9 protein-coding genes and 1 tRNA gene are annotated in these 10,008 nt (G+C 71.1%); 8 read left to right on the forward strand and 2 right to left on the reverse strand.

Features of this window, described 5'->3' with window-relative positions; translation table 11 throughout:
* Positions 1-397 precede the first annotated feature (397 nt).
* The 7 genes from E1281_RS32055 (at position 398) to htpX (ending at position 7,686) form a co-directional block, all read left to right on the forward strand.
* Positions 398-844 (forward strand): 4Fe-4S binding protein, encoded by a 447-nt coding sequence (locus E1281_RS32055; RefSeq protein ID WP_243717638.1) that lies wholly within the window; start codon positions 398-400, stop codon positions 842-844.
* On the forward strand, positions 841-1,434 hold the full coding sequence (locus tag E1281_RS32060) for an NADH-quinone oxidoreductase subunit J (protein ID WP_131883462.1): 594 nt from the start codon (positions 841-843) through the stop codon (positions 1,432-1,434). Before E1281_RS32055 ends, E1281_RS32060 begins: the two co-directional genes overlap by 4 nt.
* Positions 1,434-1,805, forward strand: a complete 372-nt coding sequence (nuoK, locus tag E1281_RS32065) for an NADH-quinone oxidoreductase subunit NuoK (protein WP_131883463.1) — start codon at positions 1,434-1,436, stop codon at positions 1,803-1,805. The genes E1281_RS32060 and nuoK overlap by 1 nt, the downstream gene beginning before the upstream one ends.
* The gene (locus E1281_RS32070; RefSeq protein ID WP_243717639.1) at positions 1,802-3,772 is read left to right on the forward strand and encodes an NADH-quinone oxidoreductase subunit L; all 1,971 of its coding nucleotides are present in this window, start codon (positions 1,802-1,804) and stop codon (positions 3,770-3,772) included. The genes nuoK and E1281_RS32070 overlap by 4 nt, the downstream gene beginning before the upstream one ends.
* Complete coding sequence (locus E1281_RS32075) at positions 3,769-5,277, forward strand: NADH-quinone oxidoreductase subunit M (protein WP_347813326.1); 1,509 nt, start codon at positions 3,769-3,771, stop codon at positions 5,275-5,277. Before E1281_RS32070 ends, E1281_RS32075 begins: the two co-directional genes overlap by 4 nt.
* On the forward strand, positions 5,277-6,767 hold the full coding sequence (locus E1281_RS32080; protein ID WP_131883464.1) for an NADH-quinone oxidoreductase subunit N: 1,491 nt from the start codon (positions 5,277-5,279) through the stop codon (positions 6,765-6,767). Before E1281_RS32075 ends, E1281_RS32080 begins: the two co-directional genes overlap by 1 nt.
* Before the next feature lie 67 nt (positions 6,768-6,834).
* A complete protein-coding gene (htpX, locus tag E1281_RS32085) occupies positions 6,835-7,686 on the forward strand; it encodes a zinc metalloprotease HtpX (protein WP_207943612.1) in 852 nt (283 codons plus the stop codon).
* 142 nt (positions 7,687-7,828) lie between these two features.
* Here the strand turns inward: htpX and E1281_RS32090 are convergent, their stop codons facing one another.
* The gene (locus E1281_RS32090) at positions 7,829-8,317 is read right to left on the reverse strand and encodes a YajQ family cyclic di-GMP-binding protein (RefSeq protein ID WP_131883466.1); all 489 of its coding nucleotides are present in this window, start codon (positions 8,315-8,317) and stop codon (positions 7,829-7,831) included.
* A 128-nt stretch (positions 8,318-8,445) separates the two neighbouring features.
* Between E1281_RS32090 and E1281_RS32095 the strand changes: the two genes are divergently transcribed.
* Positions 8,446-8,527: transfer RNA gene (locus tag E1281_RS32095), tRNA-Tyr, on the forward strand.
* Between the two features lie 866 nt (positions 8,528-9,393).
* Here the strand turns inward: E1281_RS32095 and E1281_RS32100 are convergent.
* Positions 9,394-9,852 carry an SgcJ/EcaC family oxidoreductase gene (locus E1281_RS32100; protein WP_131883467.1) on the reverse strand — a complete coding sequence of 153 codons (459 nt, stop codon included), beginning with the start codon at positions 9,850-9,852 and terminating at the stop codon, positions 9,394-9,396.
* Positions 9,853-10,008 lie beyond the last annotated feature (156 nt).

A 10,008-nucleotide genomic window follows, 5' to 3' on the forward strand; every position in this document is an offset into this window, starting at 1 on the left:
GCGGTGGCTGGACCGGTGGCGGGCCGGGCGGCGGAACCGGCGGACCCGGGTAGGGGCGGCGCCACCCGGGCGGCCCGTACGTCCGCGACGGCGGTGGGTGCGTGCCGCGCGGGCCGGGATAGGGGCCGGTGGCCGGACCGTGGTGACGGCGGCCCTTCTGTGAATCGTAGGGGCGATCTGCGGGATGACTCACGTTCCCCTCCTGCCCACGAACCTGCCCCGGACCGTCCGGTCCATACCTGGTAAGACGGACGCGGAGCCCATCGCGTTCCCAGGGGGCCGATCGTGCGCAATCATGGGGCGCGTGGGACGGCTACCAGGAGGCGGGCTGGCCAAGGGGCTGGCGGTCACGTTGCGAACGATGACGCGGCGTTCCATAACGCGTCAATACCCCGAAGTGCAACCCGACCTGCCCCCGCGCAGCCGCGGAGTCATCGCGCTGTTCGAGGAGAACTGCACCGTCTGCATGCTGTGCGCCCGCGAGTGCCCCGACTGGTGCATCTACATCGACTCCCACAAGGAGACGCTCCCCGCCGAGGGCGGCGGACGGGCACGCACCCGTAACGTCCTCGACCGGTTCGCCATCGACTTCGCGCTGTGCATGTACTGCGGCATCTGCATCGAGGTCTGCCCGTTCGACGCCCTGTTCTGGTCGCCGGAGTTCGAGTACGCCGAGTACGACATCGCGGAGCTGACGCACGAGAAGGAACGGCTGCGCGAGTGGATGTGGACCGTCCCGCCGCCGCAGGCCCACGACCCGGCCGCCGAGCCGCCGAAGGAAGTGGGCGCGGCCGAGAAGGCGGCGGCGCGGTCGGCGCGGAATCCGCCGGGGGCCGGGACGTGAGCGGCCAGGAGATCGTGTTCACGCTGCTCGGCGTCATCGCCGTCGGCTCCGCGATCCTGGTCGTGACGACGCGGCGGCTCGTCCACGCGGCGCTGTGGCTGGTGGTGTCGTTCGGCGCGCTCGCCGGCGGCTACCTGGTCCTCACCGCCGAGTTCGTCGCCTGGGTGCAGGTGCTGATCTACGTCGGCGCGGTCGTCGTGCTGCTGCTGTTCGGGATCATGCTGACCCGGGCGCCGATCGGGGAGTCCGCCGACCTGGACTCCGGCAACCGGTGGGCTGCGGCGGCCGTGGCCGTCGCCACCGCCGCCGTCCTGGTGACCGTGACGGTCATGGGGTTCGGGGACGCGCGCATGCCGCTGGAGGACGGCGGCGGGTCGGCCGAGGCGCTCGGCGCGAGCGTGTTCCGGACGTGGGTGCTGCCGTTCGAGATCCTCTCCGTGCTGCTGCTCTCGTCCCTGGTCGGCGCCATCGTCCTGTCGCGCTCCGACATCCGCGCCCGCCCGGAAGGCGACAAGACCGACAAGACCGACAAGACGGGGAAGACGGGGAAGATGGGGAAGACGGACTCGGGCGAGGGAGACCACGGCTGATGCATCTCGCCTACCCGACGATCGTCGCCGCGCTGCTGTTCTCCGTCGGTGTGTACGGGGTCCTGGCGCGCCGCAACGCGATCCTCGTGCTGATGTCGGTCGAGCTGATGCTGAACGCGGTGAACCTCAACCTCGTCACGTTCGACGTCTGGTTCCGGGACGCGCTGCACGGCGGGCAGGTCCTCACGCTGTTCATCATCGTGATCGCGGCGGCGGAGATCGGGCTGGGGCTGGCGATCGTCCTGCTGGTGTTCCGGAACCGGCAGAACGTCGACGTCGACCGGCTCCGTGCGCTGTCGGAGCGTGAGGCGAGCCCATCCGAACCCGAGGCGCTGCCTCGGGAGAAGGCGGTCGAGGAGGCCGCCCCGTGATCTGGCTCGCCTCGCTGGTGGCGCTGCTGCCGTTCCTCGCCGCGTTCGCCGGGATGCTGTTCGGCCCGTCCCTCACGCGCCTTCTGGGCGGCGGCCCCGGCGGCCGGACGGCGCCGCCGCGCAACGGGCCCGCGCTCATCGCGTGCGCGCCGATCGCGGTGTCGCTCGTCCTGTCCGCGATCGTCGCGTTCGCCGTGTGGCGCGCTCCGGGGGAGCGGACCGGCGTCCTCACGCTGATCGAGACCGGTTCGGTGCCGATCAGGGTCGGCCTCCAGGTGGACGGGCTGTCCGCGGTCGTCGGGCTCATGGTCTGCTGCGTGGCGCTCGCCGTCCAGGTGTACTCGGTCGCCTACATGGACGGGGACCGCCGGTACTCCTCCTACGCCGCGTTCATCTCGGTGTTCACGGCCGCGATGCTGCTGGTCGTCTACTCCGGCGACCTCCTCGTCCTGTACGCGGGCTGGGAGGTCATGGGCATCTGCTCGTACTTCCTGATCGGGCACCACTGGGAGGAGCGGGCGAACTCGCGGGCGGCGGTCAAGGCGTTCCTGGTGACGCGGCTCGGCGACGTCGGTTTCCTGATCGGCGTGCTCGTCCTCGGCGCCGGCGCCGGCACGTTCGAGATCCGCGAGATCGTGCGGAGCGCGGGCGACCTGCCGGACACGACGGTGACGGCGGCGGCGCTGCTCCTGCTCGCCGGCGTCGCGGGCAAGAGCGCCCAGTTCCCGCTGCACACCTGGCTTCCGGACGCGATGGCGGGCCCGACGCCGATCAGTGCCCTCATCCACGCGGCGACGATGGTCGCGGCGGGCGTCTACGTCGTGGCGCGGCTGTTCCCGGTGTTCGAGGCGGCCCCCGCCGCGCTGGCCGCCCTCGGGATCGTCGCGGTGATCTCCATGGTCGGCGCGGCCTGCGCGGCCCTCGCGCAGGACGACCTGAAACGCGTCCTGGCGTACTCGACGATCAGCCAGCTCGCCGTGATGGCCGCCGGGCTCGCGGTCGGCGCCGACACGGCGGCGGTCTTCCACCTGCTCACGCACGGCGCGTTCAAGGCGCTGCTGTTCCTCGCCGCCGGATGCGTCATCGTCGTCGCCGGGTCGAACATGCTCGCCCACTACGGCGGGCTCCGGCGCGGCATGCCGGTCACGTTCTGGTCGATGACCGTGGGTTCCGCCGCGCTCGCGGGCGTCCCGCCCCTCAGCGGATGGTTCAGCAAGGACTCCGTCATCGAGGCCGCCCAGCACTCCGCCCTCCATGGCGGCGAACCCCTGGCGGACGGCCGTCCCAGGCTCGCGCTCGTCCCCGGCTCCGCGCTGGACGGGGGGACCCTGCCCAGCCTCACCAGGTCCGAGCTCGCCGCCGTGTACTCGCTGCCGGGCTGGGTCGCCTGGCTGATCTACCTGGGGCTGCTGCTGACGGTCGCGTTGACCGCGGCCTACGCGACGCGCGCGTGGCTGATGACGTTCTTCGGGGAGCCGCGTGGTTCCTACGAGATCCGGGAGCCGTCGAGGTTCATGTCGTGGACGGTCGCGGCCCTGGCCGTCCCCGCCGCCATCCTCGGCTTCTTCGGGCTCGGCGCGGAGGAACTGCGCCCGCACGCGGGCCCGGCGCTGCTGAGCGTGCTGCTCCTCGCGGCCGGTGCCGGGGCCGCGTTCCTCCTGTGGAACCGTGACCCCGCTCTGGATCCTGCGCGCGCGCTTGGGCCCGTCCGTCCGCTCTTCGCACGGGCCTTCTTCGTGGACGAGCTGTACGAGCGGACGATCGTCCGGCCCGTCCAGGCCGCGGCACGCCACATCGTCATCCTCGACCGGCGCCGCGTGGACGCCGCCGTCACCGGCACCGGACGCGCCTCGGCCCGCTTCGGCGAAATGCTCCGCGTCCCGCAGAACGGCAACGCGCAGTCCTACCTCACCGGCCTGCTCGCCGGCGTCGTCGTCATCGTGGCCGGGGTGGTGATCTTCCTGTGATCTTCGTGCTGATGATGGCGATCCCGCTCGCGGGGGCGCTGGCGATGCTCGTCCCGTCGAGCCGGTTCCTGCGCACCGGCTTCGCCGTCCGCGCCTTCGGGACCGCCGTGTCCGCCGCGACGCTGCTCGTCGCGATCTCCGCGCTGACGGCCTTCGATTTCGGCGCCACGCCCCGCGTCCAGCTGGAGGTGGACCGAGAGTGGGCGTCCGCGATCGGGCTCCGGTTCCACCTCGGCGTCGACGGGATCTCGCTGCCGCTGGTCGTGCTGACCGCGCTGCTGACGTTCCTCTGCTTCCTCTACATGCTGCGGCACCCGCCCGAAGGCGGCCGGATCCGGCTGCTGACCGCGCTGCTGCTCGTCCTCGAAGTCGGGATGCTCGGCACGTTCACCGCGCTCGACCTCGTGCTGTTCTTCGTCTTCTTCGAAACCGTCCTGATCCCCATGTACGTGGTGATCATGCTGTGGGGCGGGGCGGGACGCCGCGCCGCCGCCTACAAGTTCATCCTCTACACGCTGCTCGGCTCCGGGCTGCTCCTCGCCGGGATGCTGCTCGTCGGCGCGACGGCGGGCACCCTCGACATGACCGAGCTGGCCGCCCGGCACGGGTCCGGCCTGACGCGCGGCCTCCAGATCACCGCGTTCGCCCTGATGGGCATCGGTTTCGCGGTGAAGGCGCCGATGTGGCCGCTGCACACCTGGCTGCCCGACGCGCACACCGAGGCGCCGACCGTGGGATCCGTCCTGCTCGCCGGGGTGCTGCTGAAGATGGGCACCTACGGCCTCGTCCGCGTGGCGCTGCCACTCGCGCCTGAAGGGGCGCGGTTCTGGGCACCGTGGCTCGGGCTGCTCGCCGTCATCGGCATCGTCTACGGCGCGCTCGCCTGCCTCGCCCAGCGCGACCTCAAACGGATGATCGCCTTCTCGTCCGTCGGGCACATGGGGTTCGTCCTGCTGGGCATCGCGACCCTCACCCCCGTCGGCATCAACGCGGCGCTGTTCGGCAACATCGCCCACGGCCTCATCACCAGCCTGCTGTTCTTCCTCGCCGGATCGGTCAAGGAACGCTGGGGCACCACCGACATGAACGCGCTCGGCGGCGGGATGCTGGGCACGTCCCCGCGGCTGGCGTCGATCCTGACGTTCGCGTCCGTCGCCTCGCTCGGGCTGCCGGGCCTCGCCGGGTTCTGGGGCGAGATGCTCGCGCTGCTCGGCGCGTACCGCCCGCACGCCGACCTGCCGCGCGAGACGTTCGTGACGTTCATGGCCGTCGCCGCGCTCGGCGCGATGCTCACCGCCGCCTACTTCCTGCGCATGCTCTCCAAGATCACGCACGGGCCGGCGGACGGGGTCGCCGCGGCGCGCCGACCCGTGGCCGCGGTGTCCCTCCAGGAGTACGCCGCCTGGACGCCGCTGATCGCGCTCACGCTGCTGGTCGGCCTGTGGCCGAAGACCCTGCTGGACGTGACCACCGGTCCCGTCCGCGTGCTGTTCGGAGGCGGCTGATGATCCAGAGCATCGACTACGCGGCCGTCGCGCCGCCGCTGGTCCTCGCCGTCGCCGCGCTCGGGCTGCTGCTCGCCGACGCCTTCGGCGTGCCGCGGCGCCTGCTGGGCCCCCTCAGCGCCGGCGCCCTCGGCGCCGCGCTCATCGCCGTGATCGCCCTCGCGACCGGCGACCGCCGCGCCACGTTCTGCCTCCCGGGGGGCCTGCGCGGCGACGGCCCCCCGTCCTGCTCCTACGTCGCCGACGACTTCACGCTCCTGTTCCAGGGGATCGTCCTCGGCGCCGCCGTGATCGTCGTGCTGCTCTCCCTCCAGGAGATCACCGACTCGAAGATGCCGGCCGGCGAGTACCACTTCCTGCTGTTCGCCTCCGTCATCGGCGCCCTGACCCTCGTCGCCGCCCGCGACCTCGTCCTCCTCGTCGTCGCGCTGGAGACCCTCGCGCTCCCGGTGTTCGCGCTCACCGCTCTGCGCCGCTACGACGGGGCGGCGTCCGAGGCCGCGCTGAAACTGTTCCTCGTCTCCGTGGTCTCCACCGCGGTCATGCTGTTCGGGGTCAGCCTCCTGTACGGCGCGACCGGTGCCATGCACCTCGACCGCATCGCCCCCGCCCTCGCGAACCTCTCCGCGGACCTCGACCCCGTCGCCGCCACCGGGTCCGTCCTGGTGCTCGCCGGGTTCGGCTTCAAGGTCGCGGCCGTCCCGTTCCACTTCTGGGCACCGGACGTCTACCAGGGCGCCCCGCTGCCCGTCGCCGCGTTCCTGTCCGTCGTCTCCAAGGCCGCGGGGTTCGCCGGGCTCCTGATCGTCCTGGCGCTCGGGCTTCCCGCGTACGGGCACGTCTGGGGCCCGGTCGTCGCCGTCCTGGCCGCGGTCACGATGACGCTGGGCAACCTGGTCGCGCTGCGGCAGCGGACCGCGATCCGGCTGCTCGCCTGGTCGTCGGTCGCCCAGTCCGGCTACATGCTCGCGCCCCTCGCGGTCGGCGCGAACCGCCTCCCCGAGGCCGTCGCCGCCACCACCGCCTACGTCGCCCTCTACGCCGTCATGAACCTCGGCGCGTTCGCCGTCGTGATCGGCTTCCGCCGCCGCACCGCCGGACGCCTCAGCCCGTCCTGGGACACCCTCGACGACTACCGCGGCCTCGCCCGCCGCAGCCCCGCCGTCGCCACCGCCCTCGCCTTCTTCCTGATCTGCCTCGCCGGCCTGCCGCCGGGCGTGATGGGGCTGTTCGCGAAGGTCGTCGTGTTCCGCGCGACCGTCGCGGGCGGCGTCACCTGGCTCGCCGCCGTGATGGCGGTCAACACGGTGATCGGCCTCTACTACTACCTCGTCTGGGCCGCGCGGCTGTTCACGCCCGCGCCCGGCCCGTCCTACGACCCGGCGCCCGGCCTGCCCGTCCGCTCCGCCATCGCCGCCACCGCGGCCGGTGCCCTCGTCCTGTCGGCCGCGCCCCAGATCGTCCTGCAGACGGTGACTCAGGCCACTTAGGGCGGGAACGTTCACCCAGGTCAAACCGTTGATGCTCATGGGGCAACCGACGGGGAGGCAGGCGGAAGTGCAGTTCAACGGTGTCAGGACGGCAGCGCTGATCGCCGCGCTGTCGGCATTGATGCTCGCCGCCGGGTACGTGATCGGCGGCGGCGCCGGGCTGACGATCGCCCTGATCGCCGCACTCGGCACCAACGGCGTCGCCTACGTGTTCAGCGACCGGATCGCGCTGCGCTCCATGCGCGCCCACCCGGTCGGCGAGGTCGAGGCCCCGCTGCTGTACCGGCTCGTCCGGGAGCTGTCGAACTCCGCGCACCAGCCGATGCCGCGCCTGTACGTCTCGGAGACCCGCCAGCCCAACGCGTTCGCCACCGGACGCAACCCGCGCAACGCCGCCGTCTGCTGCACCCGCGGCATCCTCCAGACGCTGGACGAGCGGGAACTGCGCGCCGTCCTCGGCCACGAGCTGTCGCACGTCTACAACCGCGACATCCTCATCTCCTCGGTCGCCGCTGCCATCGCGACCGTCATCACCTACCTGTCCTACCTGGCGATCTTCCTCCCCGGCCGCTCCGAGGACGACGACGGCCCCGGCCTCCTCGGCGCCCTCATGCTGCTGGTCCTCGGCCCCGTGGCCGCCGCCGTCGTGCAGATGGCGATCAGCCGCACCCGCGAGTTCTCCGCCGACGCCTCCGGCGCCCTCCTCACCGGCGATCCGCTCGCCCTGGCCTCCGCCCTCCGCAAGATCGACGCCGGAACCCGGGCGATGCCGCTGCCCCAGGACCCCGAACTGGCCACCACCAGCTCCCTGATGATCGCCAACCCGTTCTCCGGCGCGGGCATCGGCAAGCTGTTCTCCACCCACCCCCCGGTCGCCGAGCGCATAGCCCGCCTGGAGCGCATGGCCGGCGGCCGCTGAGTCCGGGGGACTCCACGCCGGCCCAGCACCCGAGCAAGTTTTGCCGCCCACGCGACCGAACCATTCCGGAGGCCGCTGCGTCATAACACCGAACGCGCCGGCCCCTTCTGCGGGGGATGGGGCCGGCGCGCTCCCTCGGCGACTACCTGTAGTTCACGAACTGAAGCGCCACATCAAGATTCTTCCCCTTGAGCAGCGCGATCACCTCCTGCAGGTCGTCCCTCTTCTTGGAAGTGACCCGCAGCTCGTCCCCCTGGATCTGGGCCTTGACCCCCTTCGGCCCCTCCTCCCGGATGATCTTCCCGATCTTCTTCGCGTCGTCCTGCTCGATGCCCTCCTTGAGGCCCACGCCCAGCTTGTGCACCTTGCCCGACGGCTTCGGCTCACCGGCATCGATCGCCTTCAGCGAGATCCCCCGCTTCACGAGCTTGTCCTTCAGCACGTCGAGCACGGCGTTGGCCCGCTCCTCCGTGTTCGCCTGGATCTCGATCGACTCACCCGACCACTTGATCCCCGCGTCCACGTTCCGGAAGTCGAACCGGTTGGCCACCTCCTTGGCGGCCTGGTTCAGCGCGTTGTCGACCTCCTGCCGGTCGAGCTTGCTGACGATGTCAAAAGAGCTGTCCGCCATCGCACACACATCCCCTCAGCAGCAACGTTCACGGTCCACCGAGCTTAGCGATCAAGCCCACGCTCCGATGTCACACCCACTCCCACGGTCCGCTATTCTTTCCAGAGCCGTCGCGCAAGCGACGCCACGGCGGGTTGCCCGAGTGGCCAATGGGAGCGGACTGTAAATCCGTCGGCTTAGCCTACGCAGGTTCGAACCCTGCACCCGCCACACATGCTGAAACAGCCTCTGACCAGTGCAAACGGTCGGAGGCTGTTCGCTCTCCAAGATCCCCCGCATGCAGTCAGACGCCACCGAACGCAGCCGCATGTCACTGGTCCCGGAATATACGCGGAATGAGTCCGAGCGCGTTCCCGCAGGTCGCGCCGGGAACAGCGAAGGGGCTCCGGCGCAAACCGGAGCCCCAGGAGGACAGGCCAGACCAGTCATCAAGGTGCGGCGGCGCTCAGGCCGTTGCGCGGCCCCGCGCCAGCCCGCCCGGAGCGGGCGTCGGTCACCGGACGGCCGCGCCGGGCCGCGCATCGCGAGCACTCTGCCCAGCCCTCCAGCCGCAGGCGGTCACGGGGGCGCGCCGCCGCCCGTCCTCTGGTCGCATGTGGCCGAGGTCTTCTCTGCCTCCAGCGGGGGCACTCTGACTCTGGGAAGCTCAGGCGGGGGGTGCTGTGGGAGGCCCACAGGACCAGACCCAGCCGCGCGGAGCAATCACGGAACGGACGGCCCCGTTCGTGCTGTGCAGGGCCGCCCGTTCGCAGGTCAGGGTCTAGCTACTCGTCTTCTTGGTCACTCCACCCTGCCGAGTGCAAGCGCCGTACATCCTCGCCGGGAGAAGGTTCATCTACCGGCCCCAGCCCGTTCCCACCTGCGCCGGAGGCTGGTTCGGGAGCGTCGTCGGTGTGTCGCCGTGGTCCACCGTGCGCGTACCGCGACGGGGCAGGACACGCTGCCAGCGCTGTGTTGACGCGCCAGTTCGTGGACCGTCGACGCAGTGAGCATACGCGCTTTGGAGCATGACCATCGAATGCCCGGGGCGACCGCGAGGCCGGGGGTCGCCCGGACGCGGGACGTGTGCGGGTGTCTCACAGTTCGGGGTCGAAGACGGGCCTGTTCTCCGCTTCGGCGACCAACTCGTCGTCGGGCACGCCGATGTTCTGGCAGGCGGTCAAGCGCCACTGGCCGTCTTCCTTCGCCATGACCCACAGCGGGGAGCCCACGTCCGGCCCGTCCGGTGTCCGGTACACCTGGCGCAGCTTGACAGCGGCCACGTCGGGGCGGATGAACAGCACGTGCTCCAGTTCGAACGTGAGCGACATGCCCTGCATCCCGCCGGGGAGCACCTGGTGCGTGAACGCCGAGATCTCGTCCAGGCCGAAGAGGCGCTTGCCGCCGCCCGTCGTCCAGATCGCGTCGGCCCGGAACAGGCGGAGGAACTCGTCGGGGAGCTCGTTGTTCTGGGCGTGTTCGACCGTGGCGACCACCTGCTTGATCGCTTCGATCTCGGTCTCAAGGGTCTGTGTATCGATATCCGTCGCACTCATGAAAGCCACGATTGAACATCGACCATGCTTGAGGTCAAGAGGCGGGGGGCCGCGGCCTCGCAGTCCGACGGGACCCACCCATCGCGGAATGTGGAACGGGCGGCCCCGTTCGTGCAGGGTGGGGCCGCCCGGAGGTGGTGGGGTGCGGGGTCAGCC

The sequence above is a fragment of the Actinomadura sp. KC345 genome (genome assembly GCF_004348515.1).
Taxonomy (GTDB): Bacteria; Actinomycetota; Actinomycetes; order Streptosporangiales; family Streptosporangiaceae; genus Spirillospora.